The 17413-nt window shown below is 67.5% G+C and carries 19 protein-coding genes; 3 read left to right on the forward strand and 16 right to left on the reverse strand.

Annotation, left to right across the window (positions count from 1 at the left end):
* Positions 1–30: 30 nt before the first annotated feature.
* From frr to rpsB, 4 genes are all read right to left on the reverse strand, one after another.
* Complete coding sequence (gene frr, locus ASD42_RS07160; protein ID WP_056815675.1) at positions 31–588, reverse strand: ribosome recycling factor; 558 nt, start codon at positions 586–588, stop codon at positions 31–33.
* Positions 589–637: 49 nt separating this feature from the next.
* Positions 638–1366 carry a UMP kinase gene (gene pyrH, locus ASD42_RS07165; RefSeq protein ID WP_056811778.1) on the reverse strand — a complete coding sequence of 243 codons (729 nt, stop codon included), beginning with the start codon at positions 1364–1366 and terminating at the stop codon, positions 638–640.
* Between the two features lie 168 nt (positions 1367–1534).
* On the reverse strand, positions 1535–2359 hold the full coding sequence (tsf, locus tag ASD42_RS07170) for a translation elongation factor Ts (RefSeq protein ID WP_056811781.1): 825 nt from the start codon (positions 2357–2359) through the stop codon (positions 1535–1537).
* 248 nt (positions 2360–2607) lie between these two features.
* Complete coding sequence (rpsB, locus tag ASD42_RS07175) at positions 2608–3504, reverse strand: 30S ribosomal protein S2 (RefSeq protein WP_056811784.1); 897 nt, start codon at positions 3502–3504, stop codon at positions 2608–2610.
* Positions 3505–4090: 586 nt separating this feature from the next.
* Between rpsB and ASD42_RS07180 the strand changes: the two genes are divergently transcribed.
* From ASD42_RS07180 to ASD42_RS07190, 3 genes are all read left to right on the forward strand, one after another.
* Positions 4091–4537, forward strand: coding sequence for a hypothetical protein (locus ASD42_RS07180; protein WP_156677397.1), 447 nt, complete (start codon positions 4091–4093; stop codon positions 4535–4537).
* 295 nt (positions 4538–4832) lie between these two features.
* Positions 4833–5315 (forward strand): M23 family metallopeptidase, encoded by a 483-nt coding sequence (locus ASD42_RS07185; protein WP_371852086.1) that lies wholly within the window; start codon positions 4833–4835, stop codon positions 5313–5315.
* A 61-nt stretch (positions 5316–5376) separates the two neighbouring features.
* A complete protein-coding gene (locus tag ASD42_RS07190) occupies positions 5377–5889 on the forward strand; it encodes a DUF1990 family protein (protein ID WP_056811791.1) in 513 nt (170 codons plus the stop codon).
* Between the two features lie 539 nt (positions 5890–6428).
* Here ASD42_RS07190 and ASD42_RS07195 read toward each other — a convergent pair.
* The 12 genes from ASD42_RS07195 to ASD42_RS07250 form a co-directional block, all read right to left on the reverse strand.
* Positions 6429–6728, reverse strand: a complete 300-nt coding sequence (locus tag ASD42_RS07195; protein WP_056811794.1) for a DUF202 domain-containing protein — start codon at positions 6726–6728, stop codon at positions 6429–6431.
* Positions 6725–7090 carry a YidH family protein gene (locus ASD42_RS07200; protein WP_056811797.1) on the reverse strand — a complete coding sequence of 122 codons (366 nt, stop codon included), beginning with the start codon at positions 7088–7090 and terminating at the stop codon, positions 6725–6727. Before ASD42_RS07200 ends, ASD42_RS07195 begins: the two co-directional genes overlap by 4 nt.
* 344 nt (positions 7091–7434) lie before the next feature.
* Positions 7435–8358: a tyrosine recombinase XerC gene (locus ASD42_RS07205; RefSeq protein ID WP_056811800.1), complete on the reverse strand. Its 924-nt coding sequence runs from the start codon at positions 8356–8358 to the stop codon at positions 7435–7437.
* A 66-nt stretch (positions 8359–8424) separates the two neighbouring features.
* On the reverse strand, positions 8425–9606 hold the full coding sequence (gene dprA, locus ASD42_RS07210) for a DNA-processing protein DprA (RefSeq protein ID WP_084787030.1): 1182 nt from the start codon (positions 9604–9606) through the stop codon (positions 8425–8427).
* Positions 9603–11111: a YifB family Mg chelatase-like AAA ATPase gene (locus ASD42_RS07215; protein WP_056811802.1), complete on the reverse strand. Its 1509-nt coding sequence runs from the start codon at positions 11109–11111 to the stop codon at positions 9603–9605. Before ASD42_RS07215 ends, dprA begins: the two co-directional genes overlap by 4 nt.
* The gene (locus ASD42_RS07220; RefSeq protein WP_056811805.1) at positions 11111–11467 is read right to left on the reverse strand and encodes a YraN family protein; all 357 of its coding nucleotides are present in this window, start codon (positions 11465–11467) and stop codon (positions 11111–11113) included. Before ASD42_RS07220 ends, ASD42_RS07215 begins: the two co-directional genes overlap by 1 nt.
* A 91-nt stretch (positions 11468–11558) precedes the next feature.
* Positions 11559–11864: a DUF2469 domain-containing protein gene (locus ASD42_RS07225; protein WP_011210678.1), complete on the reverse strand. Its 306-nt coding sequence runs from the start codon at positions 11862–11864 to the stop codon at positions 11559–11561.
* 46 nt (positions 11865–11910) lie between these two features.
* The gene (locus ASD42_RS07230; protein ID WP_084787031.1) at positions 11911–12615 is read right to left on the reverse strand and encodes a ribonuclease HII; all 705 of its coding nucleotides are present in this window, start codon (positions 12613–12615) and stop codon (positions 11911–11913) included.
* A gap of 78 nt (positions 12616–12693) precedes the next feature.
* The gene (lepB, locus tag ASD42_RS07235; protein WP_373864353.1) at positions 12694–13458 is read right to left on the reverse strand and encodes a signal peptidase I; all 765 of its coding nucleotides are present in this window, start codon (positions 13456–13458) and stop codon (positions 12694–12696) included.
* 86 nt (positions 13459–13544) lie between these two features.
* Positions 13545–13886, reverse strand: coding sequence for a 50S ribosomal protein L19 (gene rplS, locus ASD42_RS07240; RefSeq protein WP_056811812.1), 342 nt, complete (start codon positions 13884–13886; stop codon positions 13545–13547).
* 157 nt (positions 13887–14043) lie between these two features.
* Positions 14044–14931, reverse strand: coding sequence for a hypothetical protein (locus ASD42_RS07245; protein ID WP_056811815.1), 888 nt, complete (start codon positions 14929–14931; stop codon positions 14044–14046).
* Between the two features lie 28 nt (positions 14932–14959).
* The gene (locus tag ASD42_RS07250; protein WP_082843970.1) at positions 14960–17341 is read right to left on the reverse strand and encodes a Tex family protein; all 2382 of its coding nucleotides are present in this window, start codon (positions 17339–17341) and stop codon (positions 14960–14962) included.
* Between the last annotated feature and the right edge of the window lie 72 nt (positions 17342–17413).

Genomic DNA, 17413 nt, shown 5'->3' on the forward strand with positions numbered 1-17413 from the left:
CGCACGAGCGGGACTGGCGAGATCTGGCGCTCAGACCTCGAGCAGTTCGGCTTCCTTGTGCTTGACCAGCTCGTCGACCTGGGTCACATACTTGGCGGTGGTCTTGTCGAGTTCCTTCTCGGCGCGCCCGACCTCGTCCTCACCCGCTTCGCCATCCTTCTGGATGCGGCTCAGTTCGTCCATCGCCTTGCGGCGGACGTTGCGAATCGAGACCTTGGCGTCCTCGCCCTTGCTCTTGGCCATCTTCACCATCTCGCGGCGACGTTCCTCGGTGAGCTGCGGCACCGAGATGCGCAGGATGTCACCGTTGTTGGTCGGGTTCACGCCGAGGTCGGAGTTGCGGATGGCGTTCTCGATCAGGCCGAGCGAGCTCTGCTCGTAGGGCTTGATCACGACCATGCGCGGCTCGGGCACGGTGATGCTCGAGACCTGGGTTATCGGCGTCAGCGAGCCGTAGTACTCGATCAGCACGCGGGTGAACATGCCCGGGTTGGCGCGACCGGTGCGAATGCTGCCCAGGTCGTCCTTCGCCACCGTGACGGCCTTGTCCATCTTCTCTTCGGCATCGAAGAGCGCTTCATCAATCACGACCGAATCCTCCACAGCGTCGTCATCGTCATCGTCCGCGGGTGCGGGGTCACGACCGAACCAGGGTGCCGATGGGTTCACCGGCGACCGCGCGGGCAATATTGCCCTTGATCAACAAATTGAACACCAGCATCGGCATCTGGTTGTCCATGCAGAGACTGAACGCGGTGGCATCGGCCACCTTCAGGCCCTTTTCGATCACTTCCTTGTGGGTGATCTCGGTGAACATGCTCGCATTCGGGTCGACGCGCGGGTCGGCGTCGAACACGCCGTCGACCGCCTTGGCCATCAGCACCACATCGGCGCCGATCTCCAGCGCGCGCTGGGCGGCGGTGGTGTCGGTGGAGAAGTAGGGCATGCCCATGCCTGCGCCGAAGATCACGACGCGACCCTTCTCGAGGTGGCGCTTGGCGCGCAGCGGCAGGTAGGGCTCGGCGACCTGGCCCATCGTGATGGCGGTCTGCACGCGGGTGTCCACACCCTGCTGCTGTAGGAAATCCTGGAGGGCAAGGCTGTTCATCACGGTGCCGAGCATGCCCATATAGTCGGAACGGGCCCGCTCCATGCCGCGTTCCTCCAGCTCGGCGCCGCGGAAGAAGTTGCCGCCGCCGATCACCACGGCCACCTGCACGCCGGTCTCGACGATCTCGGCGATCTGCTCGGCCACCGTCTGCACGACGTCGGGGTCGAGGCCCACCCCACCGCCACCGAACATCTCCCCACCCAGCTTGAGCAGCACCCGGTGGTATCCAGGGCGGTCGTTACCCGGGTCGGTCATGGGTGTCGGTCTCCTTCGGCGAGGTCGAGAGCGGGGCGAGCAGGCGGCATCCATCCTGCCCTATCAGGTTGCGGTCACCCAGAAGTGGGGTCGGTCGATCGACGAGGAAAGCCCCTCCAGCGCGGGATCACACCGCGCCGAAGAGGCTTTTCGTGGAATTCAGGCGGATCAGGCCTGGCCGACCTCGAAACGAGCGAAACGCTTCACGTTCACGCCCGCCTCTTCCAGAAGCGCCTTGACGGTCTTCTTGGAGTCGGTGACGGCGGACTGCTCGAGCAGCACGACGTCCTTGAAGAAGCCGTTCACACGGCCTTCGGTGATCTTCGCCAGCGCGGCTTCGGGCTTGCCCTCTTCGCGCGCGGTCTCCTCGGCGATGCGACGCTCGGCGTCGACGACATCGGCGGGCACCTCCTCGCGGGTCAGGTACTTCGCCTTGAGCGCGGCGACCTGCATACCCGCGGCGCGCGCGGCGTCGGCAGCGCCGTCGCCGGTGCCCTCGTACTCCACCAGCACGCCGACGGCGGGCGGCAGGTCCGAAGCACGCTTGTGCAGGTAGGTGGCGACCGGGCCGTCGAAGGACACGACGCGACGCAGTTCCAGCTTCTCGCCGATCTTGGCCGACAGCGCCTGCACGGCGTCGTCAACGGTGCCGTCGGTGAGCTTGAGCGCCTTGAGGGCGTCCAGGTCGGCCGGCTTGCCCGCGGCGGCCGCGGTCACGATCGCGTCGGCCAGCTGCTGGAACTCGGCGTTCTTGGCGACGAAGTCGGTCTCGCAGTTGATCTCGACCATGACGCCGTCCTTGGCGATGACCAGACCCTCGGCGGTCGCACGCTCGGCACGCTTGCCGACGTCCTTGGCGCCCTTGATGCGCAGCACCTCGACAGCCTTGTCGAAATCGCCGTCGGAGTCGGCCAGCGCGTTCTTGCAGTCCATCATGCCGGAGCCGGTGAGCTCCCGGAGCCGCTTCACATCAGCAGCGGTGTAGTTCGCCATCGGGGGCGAGCCTCCTGTAATTTTTGGCGGCTGGCGCCGCGGATTCTCGGCCTGGGAACCTCGATCTTCCCTCCCGCCGGGCACTCCTTCGTCGCACCCTCTGGTCAGTCCAGATCGAGGCGGCCGAGAATCAAAAAAGGGAATTCTCGGCCATAGGCCATGCAGTTTTCGTTCGGTATTACGCCACCTTGCCGACCGCATCTGAATTCAGACGGGCCGGCAAGGTGAACAGTGTGCTACCGGTCAGCTCAGAAGTCGGCCGGGGTGTGCTGTGCCGGGTCGGCCTTGACCTCGGCCTCGGCCTCGGCCTCGGCCGGGGTCTCGACGGCCGGGGCCTCGGTCGCGGCAGCGACATCGGCTTCGGCAGCCGGGGTCGCCGAGGACAGGAGCTCCTGCTCCCACTCGGCCAGCGGCTCGCCTGCGCCGGCTTCGGGCTTCGCGTCGCCGGAAGCCTGGCCCGCGCGGGCCTGCACGCCCTCGGCCACCGCGGAGGCGACGACCTTGGTGAGCAGTGCGGCGGAACGGATCGCGTCGTCGTTACCCGGGATCGGGTAGTCGACCAGGTCGGGGTCGCAGTTGGTATCCAGGATCGCGATGACCGGGATGTTCAGCTTGCGCGCCTCGCCGACGGCGATGTGCTCCTTGTTGGTATCGACGATCCAGATGGCCGAGGGAACCTTGGCCATGTCACGGATACCACCGAGGGTGCGGTCCAGCTTGGTCATCTCACGCGTGAGCATGAGGATTTCCTTCTTGGTACGACCCTCGAAGCCACCGGTCTGCTCCATCGCCTCGAGTTCTTTGAGGCGCTGCAGGCGCTTGTGCACGGTGGAGAAGTTGGTGAGCATGCCACCCAGCCAACGCTGGTTGACGTAGGGCATTCCGACGCGCAGCGCCTCGGAAGCGATCGACTCCTGGGCCTGCTTCTTGGTACCGACGAAGAGGACGGTGCCACCGTGGGCGACAGTCTCCTTGACGAACTCGTAGGCCTTGTCGATGAAGGTCAGCGTCTGCTGCAGGTCGATGATGTAGATGCCGTTGCGGTCGGTGAAGATGAACCGCTTCATCTTCGGGTTCCACCGACGAGTCTGGTGGCCGAAGTGCGCGCCGCTGTCGAGCAGCTGCTTCATAGTTACGACAGGCATAGCCTTCGTATCTCTCTTTCGTTGCCGGTTGTCGCGGTCGATCGGCGATCGACTGCCCTGGCGCCACCGAAACCGCCGGACCCGATTCTAAGAATCCGGGACCAGCCGACGATTTCCCTGTTCATCCGATGGAGAACTCGCGCTGACATGCCCTCGCGGACCGTCTGCTTTGCGAGCGACGACCGGATGGACGAGCACGGGTGGCGCGCGAAGTCGGTCCGTGCTGTGCACACGCAATGGCTGCTGAGCACAAACCGCTTGTTCAGTCTACGCGGACCAGGGCCAGCTCCGAAATCGCCCCTGGGCAACGGCCGCCTATTCGTGGATGAAGTGGGCGATATCCACAAGCGGGAAAGTTGTCCACAATCCCGAAATCGTTGTCCCGGCGGGGTTGTCCAGCGCCCAGAGTTGGGGCATGAACACGTTGACACGCACCCTGATCAGTACGTTTCCGCTGCTCTGCGCGGCTGGTGTCGCTGCCGCGCCTGCGGCTGCGCATCCCGATATAGGCGCTCCGCCGGCCGCTCGACCTACGGTCAGTCCTGACCATCCGCGATGCGCCGGAGGCGGTCCAAGGGGACCCGTTGTGCTCGCCCGGCCACCCGAGCGGATCGGTCGGCCGATTCTCCCACCGCTGCGTGCGGCTGTGCCCGGCGCGGTTCCGGTAGCGCCGCAGCTCCAGAGCGGACCGACCTCGACAGGCACCCGACTCGAAGCGGAGGGCCTCCCACCGAACACCGGGGCGGCGGGCCCCTGCGGTCGAGCGACGACCGTGGTGCCCGTGATCGTCGTGCCACGGCGAGTGGTTGTGCCCGCGCCGGTTCCGGTACAGGTGACAGTGCATGATCTCGGCTCCGCTCCCGCCCGGGCACAAGGTACCGAATCGAGCGCGGGGGCCCGGTCGGAGATCGAGATCGTGGTACGGGCCGGGGGTGGCAGTGGGTCGGCGGCCGAAGTGCCCACGGTTCTGCGGGAGATGTTGCGGGTGCTGGCGGCGCAGCAACGTGTGCCGACGCCGCGGCCGCATCGCTGAGGTCGTGGCGGCGATGTTCGAGAAGCTCGACGCCTGGCCGAAGGTGCCGACTCACCTTCACCATCTCGATCGAGCGCGGGCCGGCATTTCGGTTCGCCTCGAGGTGACCGACTGCGGCATGAAGCCCGATCGCGGGCGGAATGTACCGACGCGCGTTCACCGGCCCCATCGGTCCCCGCCTTCAGCGCGGTCCAACGTGCCCGACCCCGACGAGTGGCCTCGCAGACCCGGGAACGCGCGTCGTGCCGCGCGCCTGGTGCGGTCGGTTCTCGGGCGGGTCCTTGGCGTCGTCTGTCTGGTGGCGATTGTTCTCAGTGGTGCGGTACCGGCCGATGCCGCTGAATCCGGGCAGTTCGGTTGGCCGTTGCGGCCGCGGCCGACGGTGGAACGCAAGTTCGACAAACCGGAGCGGAATTGGTTGCCGGGGCATCGTGGCGTCGATCTGGCGGGCGTCGCCGGGCAGAGCGTGCTGGCGGCGGGCGAGGGCATCGTGGTGTTCGCGGGGGACGTGGCAGGCAAATCGGTGGTGTCCATCGATCATCCCGGCGGTTTGCGCACCACCTACGAACCGGTTCGCGCGCAGGTGAGCGTGGGAAGCCGGGTGAGCAGAGGTGCGCCTATCGGCACGCTGGTGGCCGGACACGAGGGGTGTCCGGCCACCGCCTGCCTGCACTGGGGTGCCCGCCGCGAGTCCGGTGCCCACAATCGGCGTGAATACGTCGACCCGCTCGGACTCCTGCACGAGGTGCCGGTCCGCCTGAAACCGTTGGAGCCGTGACGTGACGAACCACTCCACCAGCCGGGCCCTACGCCGACATTCCGGAGACGACAATCGAGACGTGCCCAAGGAACCAGCGCCCTTCACCTACCCCGAGATCGGTGCCACCCGCGCCACCATGCCCGACGGATACCACCGGTTCCGGCATCGGCGCCCGATCGGCCACGGTCGCGACCTGTTCGACCGCGCGGCCACCCACATCCTCGACTTCGGGATACAGAAGGGCGTTGACATCTTTCGCGGCGCCGACACCGAAACCGCGCGGCCCGGAACCGAATTGACGGTCGTCCTCCGAATCTGGCCACTGAGCTTCAGCGCGCCCTGCCGCGTGGTCTACGTCCTCGACGAACCCGACCGCCGAGGCTTCGCCTACGGCACCCTGCCCGGTCATCCGGAGGTCGGCGAGGAATTGTTCGCCGTCGAATACGACGCCACCGACGACACCGTCTACGGCCTGGTCGCCGCCTTCTCCAAGCCCGGCGCCTGGTACGTCCGCCTCGGCGGCCCCGTGGTCCGCCTGATCCAGCGCTGGTTCGCCCACCGCTACGTGAATACCTTGCCCACCAACGGCTGACACGTCACGAGCTCAGCCCTTGCGCTCGATGTCGCAGGCCGAGGTGGTGACGTAGCGGCGACGCTGCACACCTGACGGGTCTCGAGGTGCAGCCGACTCCGGCACCGTTGATATCGACCGTGCCAACCCACCTGATGGCCAATCCGGCGGGCACTGGAAAGCGAGCTGCGCGTGGCCGGTCTGCTACCGGCTACCGGGGCACCGCCCGCGACCTGCGGCACGGCCCGCGACCTCGGCGCCGTGTCGGCGCTACGTTCGGCACCCGGTGCAGCGCTCGCCGACCGAGTTCTGCGTCGGCGGGGCTCGCACGCGATGCTCGGAAGCTGCCCGATGACCCCGCGCGCCGCGCGCCGCATTCCCCTCGGTGTCCAACCGCAAATCGTTCTGCGCGTCATGTGGTTGCGCTACTCCCTTACGCCAGGTTGCCACGCTGGCAGACGCCCCAGCGAGTCGGCCTTAACGGCTGACGAGCGCGGCGAGTCGGCACGATCCGACCATCGGTTGCGCAGAACACCAACGTGGGAGCCGAGCCGGTCGCGCTAGCCGTTGAGCAGCACCGCGACCGCGGCGATCAGGGATACGGTCGCGACGGCGACGGCGGTGGTCCCGACGAATCGGTGACCGGCGCCCACACGCCCGCGGTCGAGTGCGCGGCCGCGGGACCAACCCACAATCGCCAGGAGCAGCGCGACCGCGGCGGCCGCGAGTGGGAGCACCCACGTCGGCCGAGCGTCGGTGGTTGCTTCGTGGACAAGGAGCAGGGCGCAGGCGGCCGCACCGAGGGACGTGCGCCGCCAGGCCAAGGCCGTGCGCTCCATCGCCAGGCTGGGTGCGGTCACGACAGCGCTACCGCCACGCAGGCGAGTGCGGCGACCACCGCGACGCCGACCGAGAGAACGGGAACCAGGGCCGTTCCCGGCAGCGGTCCCCCGGCGCGCATCGCGAGGTTCACCCGGCGCCAGTGCCGGAAGGCGGCGAGCGCGACGGTCAGCGCCATGATCAGGCAGATCATCGCGATCACACCGGCGAAACCGGCCAACCGAGTCGGCTGGACCAGGGCGTGCACCGCGACACCGCCGGCGAGCAGACCGAGCGCGGTCCTGATCCACGCCAGGAACGTGCGTTCATTGGCGAGGGTGAACCGGTAGTCGACCTCTTCCTCACCATCCCCGGATTCGGCCCCGACCTCGGGCAACGTCACTACCACCACCTCCTGCCCCCATCATGCGCTACCGCGATCCCTACGCTCGTCAGCGTTGCGAGCGGAGCGTCTGCCATGTCGCCGCCGATCTATTCGCCACTATGCCGCCCACGTTCGGTCGTTCGGCCACTCGATGATGCCGCGGCTATGCCCCCGCTGCTCAAAGGCGCGGCACAATCCCACACCGGACTCGTTCCCAGGGCGCAGTCTCCAAGCGGGCACGGCACAGGGCCTGCCGATGATCCTCGCCCGGCGCGATCGGCCTGGCCCCAGTGCGGTCCGCCACCAACGCCTACGACCTGCGCGGACTGCTACGTCTCGGCATCGAGCACGTTTCGCGACGGTCAGGCGCGGGGGTGGGCCTGGTCGTGGACTCGTTTGAGGCGTTCGACGGAGACGTGGGTGTAGAGCTGGGTCGTGGCCATGCTGGCGTGGCCGAGGAGTTCCTGGACGACGCGGAGGTCTGCGCCGCCTTCGAGGAGGTGGGTGGCGGCGGTGTGGCGTAGGCCGTGGGGGCCCATGTCGGGGGCGCCCGGGATGGCGGCGATGACCTCGTGGACGACGGAGCGGGCTTGGCGTTGGTCGAGTCGGCGGCCGCGCTGACCGAGGAGCAAGGCGCGGCCGGAGTGGTCGTTGGCCAGGGACGGGCGACCGGCGCGGAGCCAGGCGTCGAGCGAGGTGTCGGCAGGACCACCGAACGGCACCGAGCGTTCCTTGTTGCCCTTGCCGAGCACCCGAACCAGGCGGCGCTCCCGATCGATGTCATCGATATCGAGGCCGCACAGCTCGCTGACACGAATTCCGGTGGCGTACAACATCTCCACGACCAGGCGATCCCGCAACGCCATCGGATCCTGCTGCGCCGCTCCGGATTCCGCCGCACCCATCGCCTGTTCGGCTTGAATGCGGCCGAGAACCGCGGGCAGCACGCGATGCGCTTTCGGGGCCTGCAGGCGCAAGCCCGGATCGACACCGAGCCGACCGGTTTCGGTCAGCCACGCGGTGAACGTTCTTGCCGCCGAGGCACGTCGAGCCAGGGTCGTCCGCGCCACTCCCGCCGCCGCGAGCTCGGCCAGCCACGATCGCAACAACGGCAGATCCAGCTCTCGCACCGCCGAATCCGCCGACCGCGCGTACAGATGCTCGAGCAGCGACCGCACATCTCCCAGGTACGCCCGCACCGTGTGCGCCGACCGATTCCGCCCCAACCGCAGATGCCGCCCGAACTCGGTGAGCAACGCGGTCAGATCATCAGGCAGCACATCCATGACCCCACCGTCACCCTTCCCCGCCCCCCACGCAACCCACCACGCCGCCCCTGCCGGGTGCCGCCGTCAGCTCGCCCGTCGACTGGATGTCCGAAACCATCCACCGGAGTCGCAGCCGACCAATTCGGCGAGTTCCAGGCTCGGCAGGACCGCCCGGACTGTGGCCAGGTCCAGGCCGCATTGTTGAGCCAGTTCGCGGGGAACGCGCGAGCCGATGGCGGGGAGAGCCGCATAGATTTCGGCTTCGGCGCCGCGAAGGTGTGCGACGGGGTCCACCGGGTTGCCTTCGGCGACCGGGAGGCGAAGCGGGCCCGCTTCGTCGATGATGTCCTCGGCGCGGGTTACCAGGAGGGCTTCGCCCTCTCTGATCATTCGATGACACCCTGCCGAGGAGGCCGAGCCGACGGGTCCCGGCACAGCCATGGCCGGTCGGCCCAGCCTGCGGGCCCACTTCACGGTGTTGCGGGCACCGCTGCGCAGGCCTGCTTCGACCACCAGGACACCGTCCCCGAGCGTGGCGATCAACCGATTCCGGGCGAGAAACTGGTGTTTCTGGGCCGAGATGCCCGGCGGGTATTCGCTGACGACGAGACCGCTCTCGGCGATCGCAGCGAGCAGGCGGTCGTGTTGAGCCGGATATGGCCGATCGACCCCACAGGCGAGCACCGCCACGGTTGTCCCGCCGACAGCCAAGGCCGCGCGATGCGCCGCCGCATCGATGCCGAAGGCCGCGCCGGAAACGATCGTCCACCCCCGACCGGCCAGGTCGCACGCGATCTCACTCGCTACCTGCAATCCGTATCCGCTGCTACACCGCGAACCGACTACCGCGACAGCACGTTCGGACGCGGTATGCAGCGAGAGGGGCCCGCGCGCCCACAGCACCAGCGGGACGGCGGCCTCACGATCGCGTTCGGTGTCGAGTTGATCGAGTCCGAGCATCCGCCAGCCGGGCCATTCCTCGTCATCAGGGGTGATGACCCGTCCGCCCAGGCGCGCGATGGTCTCCAAATCTTTTTCCGCCGCGTCGATCTCGCGCCGCATGGCGGTAGGGCCACGCAAAGCCGCGGGCAACTCGTGCTCGCGGACCGCACGGGCGGCCTCGCACACCCCCACCGAGGCGATCAATGCCGACAGTGGTGCGCACGGCCCCAGCACCACCCGCGACAGGTACACCCAGGCGAGCCGGCGTTCGTCCGGATCACCGTCCAGATCCACCACGTCACCGACCGCACGCGACCCACTCATTGCGCACCCCGCTGCCGGAAGTTCAACGACGACATCACATCCTGCACGGTGGGCAGATCCCCGTCGCGCAGATCACAGACCGTCCAGGCGACCCGGATCGCCCGGTCGGCGCCACGAGCCGACATTCGACCCAGTCGTAAAGCTGTCTCGATCGGCGCGATCGATTCCCGTGGCAACTTGAATCGCTTGCGCAGGACATGGCCCGGCACTTCGGCATTGGTCGTCCACCCGTCCGCACTCCACCGCTGCGCGGCGCGGGCTCTGGCTCCGGCAACGCGCGCGGCCACCGTGGTGCTGCTCTCGGCCTGCTCGTCGCCGAACGTCGCGCCCGCCTGCCCGTGCATCTGGACCCAGATATCGATGCGATCGAGCAGCGGTCCCGACAGTTTGCCCAGGTAGCGGCGACGAGCCAACGGCGCACAGATGCAGTCGACATCGCGCGCCGGAGCACACGGACAGGGATTGGCCGCCAGTACCAGTTGGAATCGGGCCGGGTACCGGGCGACACCGTCGCGACGGGCGATGCGCACCTCGCCCTCTTCGAGTGGGGTCCGCAGTGCTTCCAGCACTTTCGTGCCGATCTCGGCGCATTCGTCGAGGAACAGCACCCCGCGATGCGCGCGGCTCACCGCGCCGGGTCGGGCCATGCCCGAACCGCCGCCGATCATCGCGGTCACCGACGTCGAATGATGCGGCGCGACAAAGGGAGCCAGCGTGAGCAGCGGCTGCTCGGCCGAGAGCGATCCCGCCATCGAGTGGATCGCGGTCACCTCCAGGGATTCCGCTTCCGACAACGGCGGCAACAGGCCCGGAAGACGTTGTGCCAGCATCGTTTTGCCGATACCGGGCGGTCCGGTGAGCAACAAGTGGTGCCCGCCTGCCGCCGCGACCTCCAACGCCCAGCGCGCCTCGTCCTGACCGACCACATCACTGAGGTCACCGCACGGCGTCTGCGCCCCCGGCACCACACCGTCGGGTTCGACTAGCTTGCCCTCCCCGCGTAGCCAAGCCACCACCGCCCGCAGGCTCGTCGCCCCGAGTACCTCGATCCCCTCGACCAACCCCGCTTCCGCCACCGCCTCGGCAGGCACGACAACCGTGGGCAGCCCGGCCGCCCGCGCCGCGATCACCGCGGGCAGCACCCCACGCACCCGACGAACCCGACCGTCCAGCGCCAGTTCCCCCAGCAGCACCGTCTTCACCAGCCGATCAGCGGGCACCGCACCGGAGGCATCGAGCACGGAAACGGCCAGTGCGAGGTCGTAAACACTGCCCACCTTCGGCAGCGTCGCGGGCGAGAGCGCCAGGATCACGCGACCATCCGGCCACTTCTCCCCCGTATTCGCCACCGCCGACCGCACCCGATTGCGTGATTCCTGCAGTGCGGTATCGGGCAGACCGACGAGATTCACCGAGGGCAGACCCTGACCGATATCGGCCTCGATCTCCACCAATTGTCCGTCGACCCCGGTCACCGCCACCGACAACGCCCGCCCGAGTGCCATCAGAAGGCCGCGGTGAGGTGATCGATGACCGGCCCGCGTCCGCGCGCGACCAGCACCGAGACGACGTCGAAGCGAATCCGCCGCCACGGCCCGTCCTGCTCGGCCAGCCACAGCAGCGCCAGCCGCCGAATCCGCTGCTGCTTGCTGAAGGTGACCGCCTCGGCGGGAGTGCCGAACCCCAGCCCCGACCTCGTCTTCACCTCGACGAATGCGGTGACCGACGGGTCCTGGACGATCAGATCCAGCTCACCGTATCGACACCGCCAGTTGCGGGCGACGATCTCCATCCCGGTCTCGCAGAGATAGTTCGCCGCCAGCTTCTCCCCGTATGCGCCGAGCGCCTGTTTGTGTGCCATGAGCGAAAGCATGGCCACAAGCCCTCGCGTGACTGACCCACGCGAGCTGGGCAAACAGAAAACCTGTGGATAACCGCGCCCCTGTGGACAACTACTCCGGCAGGCGCAGGTCCGGCTTCTCCAACTCCTCGATGTTCACGTCCTTGAACGTGATCACCCGAACGTGCTTGACGAACCTGGCCGGGCGGTACATATCCCACACCCACGCATCGCTCATCCGCACTTCGAAATACACCTCGCCGTCGGCGTTCTGCGGTCGCAGTTCGACAGAATTGGCCAGGTAGAAGCGCCGTTCGGTCTCCACCACGTACGAGAACTGGCCGACGATGTCCTTGTACTCGCGGTACAACGACAGTTCCATCTCGGTTTCGTACTTCTCGAGGTCCTCAGCACTCATCGGGTGGGACGTCCTCCTGCTAGCAGCGCCGCGTTCATTGCTGACATCATCGCGCATGTGCGGCCCGAGTAGCCACTCGGCTACCTCCGGGCACCTCGAGCTCGCGCACATTCCGCCAGGAACGACGGTGTTCGGTGCTCGGTCCGAGCTGCCGCAGGGCCGCGGTGTGCTCGGGCGTGTTGTAGCCCTTGTGCGTGGCGAAACCGTAGCCGGGCAGCTGTGCGTCGAGCTCGACCATCATCCGGTCCCTGGTCACTTTCGCCAGGATGCTGGCGGCCGCGATGCAGGCCGCGATGCCGTCGCCGCCGATCACCGGCAGCGACGGAGCGGGCAGGCCGGGGACCTTGAATCCGTCGGTCAGGATGTAGCCGGGAGTGCGTTCGAGGCCGACGACGGCTCGGCGCATGCCCTCGATATTGGCCACGTGGATGCCGATCGAGTCGATTTCCCACGCGGGCACCACGACGACGCTCCAGGCCAGCGACAATCGCTGAACCACCGGGAACAGCTCCTCACGAGCCGCCTCCGTGAGTTTCTTCGAGTCGTCGAGCCCGGCCAGCTTGTCGTAGGCCTTGGGCGCCAGCAGGCACGCGGCGACCACCAACGGGCCCGCGCAGGGTCCGCGCCCCGCCTCGTCGACACCGGCCACCGGCGCGAGGCCACCGCGCACGAGCGCCGCCTCGAGCGTGCGTAGTCCGCTCGCCCGGCGCATCACCATTCGCGGCGGCCAACTGGTCCGATCCTGCCCCACAGTTCGATTGTCCCGTCGCGTCAGTTCCGCTGGGCGTCGCGGGTACGCACTCGACCCGCGACGCCCGTCCTCACCGTGTCAGTTCTCTTGTGCGTTCTGGGTCTTGACCGGACCTATTCGGTTCGGCGGCCAGATCTTGAACACCGTCTTACCTCGGACGTTGTCCACCGGCACGGTGCCCTGCAGATCGTCGCTGACGTGGGCGCGCGAATCAGCCGACTCGTTGCGGTTGTCACCCATCACCCACAGATTGCCCTCCGGCACCTTCACGGGGCCGAACACCCGACCCGCCGGGTACACGGCGTTGGGACGGTCGGTGTACCAGGGGTAATCCTTTTTGATGTACGGCTCGTCGAGCGGTTTGCCGTCGACCATGACGCGGCCTTGCGGATCGCAGCACTGCACGGTCTGCCCGCCGACCGCGATGACGCGCTTGACCAGATCGTTCTCGTCCGGCGGCACCAGCCCGAAGTAGGACAGGAAGTTCTGCAGTCCGCGCACGACGGAGTTGTCTGAGCGCACCGACTTGTAGTGCCCGTTCCACGACGGAGGTCCGACGAAGACCACCACCTCGCCCGGCTCGGGTTCGGAGCCGTAGTAGCTGATCTTCTGGACGTAGATGCGATCACCGATCAGCAGCGTGTTCTCCATCGACTGCGAGGGGATCACATACGGCCGACCGACGAAAGTCACCATGAGCGCGGCGATCACAGCCGCGATCACGACCAGTATCGGCAGCTCCTGCCAGAACGGGCGCTGCTTCTTGTCGTCGCGCTTTTTTCTGCGCCGTCCACCTTCGTCACCCGAATCGGACACCGACACCGACCCACTTTCGTCTGCCACGCCGAACAGAGTAGCCCGGCACCCTGACGTGAGTCGGGTACCGGGCTACCTGAAGAATTCTGGTACTGCGAAGTGCTACTGCGAGATCAGCGCTTTTCCTTGATCTTGGCAGCCTTACCGCGCAGATCGCGCAGGTAGTACAGCTTGGCGCGACGCACGTCACCGCGGGTCACGACATCGATGTGGTCGATGTTGGGGCTGTGCACAGGGAAGGTGCGCTCGACACCGACGCCGAAGGACACCTTGCGGACCGTGAAGGTCTCGCCGATGCCGCCGCCATGACGCCGGATCACGACGCCCTTGAAGACCTGGATGCGCTCCTTCGAGCCTTCGATGACCTTCACGTGCACGTTCAGGGTGTCGCCCGGACGGAACGCGGGGACATCGCTACGCAGCGACTTCTCGTCGACGAAATCAAGGGTGTTCATTTTCCACCTTTTCGGATTCTTTGCGTGAACAGAGGAACCTGGCGGCACTCGCGCGCTCGACCGGTTCATGCTCAGAACAGGAGTGCTCTCGGACATGACTCGTCCAAGGCAACCTGCTCATTGTGCCAGACCGGATAGCAGCGATCGAAATCGGGCCTTACTGCTCGTCGGCTCGGTCGGCTGGGTCGGCTCGGCGGCGTGGCAGCAGGTGCGGGTGCGGCGCCGGGGCCGACGGCGCCGGGACGACGGTACGCGCCAACTCCGCCTCGGCGGCCTTGCGGGCGTGCTCGACGTCGGGCTTGCCGGCGATCAGGTCCTGGATGAAGATCTTCGCGCGGATGACCGGGCGGCGATATCGCCGTTCCCGCTCGATCGCCCGGTTCATGGTCTTGGGCCGGTGCCCGTAGCGCCAACGCGCCCACGGCGCGCCCGGCCTGCTCAACCGCACCGCGCCGATCAGCAGCAGCGGGGTGAAGAACATGCCGAACAGCCCGGTCCAGATCTTGCCCTTGCCGATCACCACCCCGGCGAGCAACAGATTCACCGCGATCGTGATGGCCACGCCGACCCGCACCCCGATACCGCTCGATGCCCGGAAGTCGTCGTAGTCCAGAAACGTCGCCGGTTGCACGCCGAGCAACAGCAGACCGGTCACCGCGAGCGCGACGAATACCGCGTCCACCGAGGTGCGGCCCTGTTCGGACCAGTAGACGTCACGCAGATAGAAGATCAGCGCGAATTCGTCGAGCACCAGCGCGGCACCGATCCCGAACACGGCGGCCAGCACGCTCGAGGTGACCTGGGTGGAGTCCTCGGCGGTGGCGATCAGCCCGATGCCGGACAGCAGCACGGTGATCACACCGAACACCATGTGATGGATGTGGGTATCGCCGGCTTTCACATTGCCCGGCCACCAGCGCACCTGCGCCCGGATCATCCGCACGCTGACCCGGATAACCACGAAGCCGAGGATGAACCCCAGCAGGAAACAGAGCAGGGGCAGGCGGCCGTGCGCGATCACCTCGTCCTCGAGCCACCGTCGCATGCCGCCCGCCCTGTCTTCGAGTTCCTACCTACTTGTTGCCGAAGCCTGCCGCGCGCAGCGCGTCGGCCATCGATCCGGTCGGTGCGGCGGCCTGCTTGCGCTGGTTGCCACCGCCGTTGCCCTGCCTGGCCTGTCCCTGATTACGGGCAGGAGCAGGACCACGCCCGCCTTGCTGCCCACGACCCTGACCGCGCGGCGCACCGCCACCACGATTGTCCCCCTGCGCGGGCTTGCCCGGCTCGTCATCGAGACGCAAGGTGAGTCCGATCCGCTGACGCGCGACATCGACCTCGAGGACCTTCACCTTCACCACGTCGCCGGACTTCACCACTTCGCGCGGATCCTTGACGAAGGTGTGCGACAGCGCCGACACGTGCACGAGCCCGTCCTGATGGACGCCGACATCGACGAATGCGCCGAACGCGGCCACATTCGTCACGACGCCTTCGAGCACCATCCCGGGCTTCAGGTCGGCGACCTTCTCGATGCCCGCGGCGAATTCGGCGGTCTTGAATTCCGGACGCGGGTCGAGGCCCGGCTTCTCCAGCTCGGCGATGATGTCGCTGACGGTGGGCACACCGAACTTCTCGTCGGTGAAGTCGCCAGGCTTCAGCGCACGCAGGGTGCTGGTGTTGCCGATGACCTCGGCCATCTCCCGGCCGGTGTGCTCGAGAATGCGGCGCACCACCGGGTATGCCTCCGGGTGCACGGCGGAGGTGTCCAGCGGGTCGACACCGCCGCGGATGCGCAGGAAGCCCGCGCACTGTTCGAAAGCCTTCGGCCCCAGGCGCGGAACCTCGAGCAGAGCCTTGCGGCTGTCGAAGGGCCCGTTCTGATCACGGTGGGCCACAATGCTTTCCGCCACCGACGAGGAAACGCCCGACACGCGCGAGAGCAGCGGCACCGAGGCCGTGTTCACGTCGACACCGACCGCGTTCACCGCGTCTTCGACGACCGCGCCCAGCGAGCGCGCCAGCAGCGTCTCGGACACGTCGTGCTGGTACTGGCCGACGCCGATCGACTTGGGATCGATCTTCACCAGTTCGGCGAGCGGGTCCTGCAGACGCCGGGCGATGGAGACCGCGCCGCGCAGCGACACGTCCATGTCGGGCAGTTCGGCCGAGGCGTAGGCCGAGGCGGAGTACACCGAGGCGCCCGCCTCCGACACCACGATCTTGGTCGGCTTGTTCTCCGGGATCCGCGAGATCAGTTCCACCGCAAGCGCATCGGTCTCACGGGAGGCGGTGCCGTTGCCGATCGCGATGAGCTCCACACCGAAGCGGGCGACGAGCGCGGCCAGCACCGCCAGCGACTTCTCGGTCTGCCCCTGCGGCTTGTGCGGGTAGATGACCTCGGTCGCGACGGCCTTACCGGTGGCGTCGACGACGGCGACCTTCACGCCGGTGCGGTAGCCCGGGTCGAGGCCCATGGTGGTGCGGGTACCCGCGGGCGCGGCGAGCAGCAGGTCGCGCAGATTGGCGGCGAACACATCGACCGCGTCCTTCTCCGCCGCCTGACGCAACCGCATCCTGGTGTCGATCCCCAGACTCACCTGCAGTTTGGTGCGCCAGGCCCAGCGGACGGTGTCGAGCAGCCAGGAATCAGCCGGGCGGCCCTTGTCGGCGATGCCGAAGGCGACCGCGATGCGGCCCTCGTAGATCGTGCGCTCGCCGGGCGCGGGCTCGTCGATGTCGGCGTCGAGATGCAGCGTGAGCATCTCCTCCTTCTCCCCGCGCAGCAGCGCCAGGATCCGGTGCGAGGGCAGTTTGTGGAAGGGCTCGCTGAACTCGAAGTAGTCGGAGAACTTGGCCCCGGCCTCTTCTTTGCCCGCGCGCACCGTCGAGGTGACCTGGCCGCGATTCCACATCAGCTCGCGCAGCTCACCGACCAGGTCGGCGTCTTCGGCGAAGCGTTCGACCAGGATCGAGCGGGCACCGTCGAGCTGTTCGGCGGTGTAGGCGGCCGGATCGGTGCTCGGGTCGCCGATCAGCGCGTCGGCCACCGGCTCGTGTCCGGCTTCGCGCGCGATCTGAGCCTTGGTGCGGCGCTTGGGTTTGTAGGGCAGGTAGATGTCTTCCAGACGCGCCTTGGTCTCGGCGAGCATGAGCTGCGAGTGCAAGGCGGGATCGAGTTTGCCCTGGCCGCGGATGGATTCGATGATCGCGCCGCGGCGCTCGTCGAGCTCACGCAGATAGCCGAGTCGTTCCTCGAGCTGGCGCAACTGGGCATCGTCGAGCCCGTCGGTGACCTCCTTGCGGTACCGCGCGATGAACGGAACCGTCGAACCGCCGTCGAGCAGTTCGACGGCGGCGCGGACCTGGGTCTCGCGCACCCCCAGTTCATCGGCGATCCGCCTGCCTACGCTGGCGATGGTGGTCGTGCTGTCGGCGATCTCAGGCGCTGTCGTCACAGCCGCAGAGACTACAGCTCATGACCGACACCCCGCTGGCACCCAGGTCAGCGGATTGCCGTCACTGCCCAC

The organism is Nocardia sp. Root136 (genome assembly GCF_001427185.1).
Taxonomy (GTDB): domain Bacteria; phylum Actinomycetota; class Actinomycetes; order Mycobacteriales; family Mycobacteriaceae; genus Nocardia; species Nocardia salmonicida.